1 protein-coding gene is annotated in these 207 nt (G+C 30.4%); it reads left to right on the top strand.

Annotated features, from left to right (window positions below):
• Positions 1–103 (top strand): zinc ribbon domain-containing protein (locus KGF42_RS20740; protein WP_021364486.1); only part of this gene is annotated, 103 nt, incomplete at its 5' end.
• Positions 104–207 lie beyond the last annotated feature (104 nt).

Raw genomic sequence — 207 nt, 5'->3', positions numbered from 1 at the left:
ATGGATTTGTCCTAGTTGTAATGAAACTCACGATAGAGATATAAATGCAAGTATAAATATATTAAAAGAAGGATTAAGATTAATAACAATTCAAAATAAATAACTTATGTAAGAACCGTAGGAACTATGGGGATAGCCTGTGGAGAATTAGTAAGACATATTTTAGTATGCAAAATTCTATGAAGCAGGAACCCTGTGACTTTAGTC

It is taken from the genome of Clostridioides sp. ZZV15-6383 (assembly GCF_020657735.1).
Lineage (GTDB): Bacteria > Bacillota > Clostridia > Peptostreptococcales > Peptostreptococcaceae > Clostridioides > Clostridioides difficile_D.
Note: the sequence above shows the minus strand (reverse complement) of the source record. Positions and strands in the feature narration are given on the sequence as shown.